The sequence below is a fragment of the Psychrobacter sp. CAL346-MNA-CIBAN-0220 genome, from assembly GCF_040309805.1.
GTDB lineage: Bacteria > Pseudomonadota > Gammaproteobacteria > Pseudomonadales > Moraxellaceae > Psychrobacter.
Window position 1 is genome coordinate 1 of the sequence record NZ_JBEOPF010000280.1, and the last position, 272, is coordinate 272.

Sequence of the window (272 nt, forward strand, 5' to 3'; positions counted from 1 at the left end):
GTTAGCTCAGAGATCAATGGCGACATATGACTAATGGTAGCGATTTGTCGATAGCCGCTATTGGTGACGTCATCATAGACGCTATCGCTAATACCCTCGATAGTAACCAACGCTTGCACACGTATAGGCTCAATAATTTTTGTTGCTTCTGCCCGCTGGTAACCCATCAAAGCTTGTAATGCACTACCAATCACTAACCCTATTGCCAGTATCATTATCAGCAAATAGTTGATCATTCGAATGGGGAATTTAGAGGGAGAAGAACCGTATGG

At 43.4% G+C, this 272-nt stretch carries 1 protein-coding gene; it reads right to left on the bottom strand.

Annotated elements, in window-relative coordinates:
* Nucleotides 1–272 (bottom strand): hypothetical protein (locus tag AAEY88_RS13650; protein ID WP_350563259.1); only part of this gene is annotated, 272 nt, incomplete at both ends.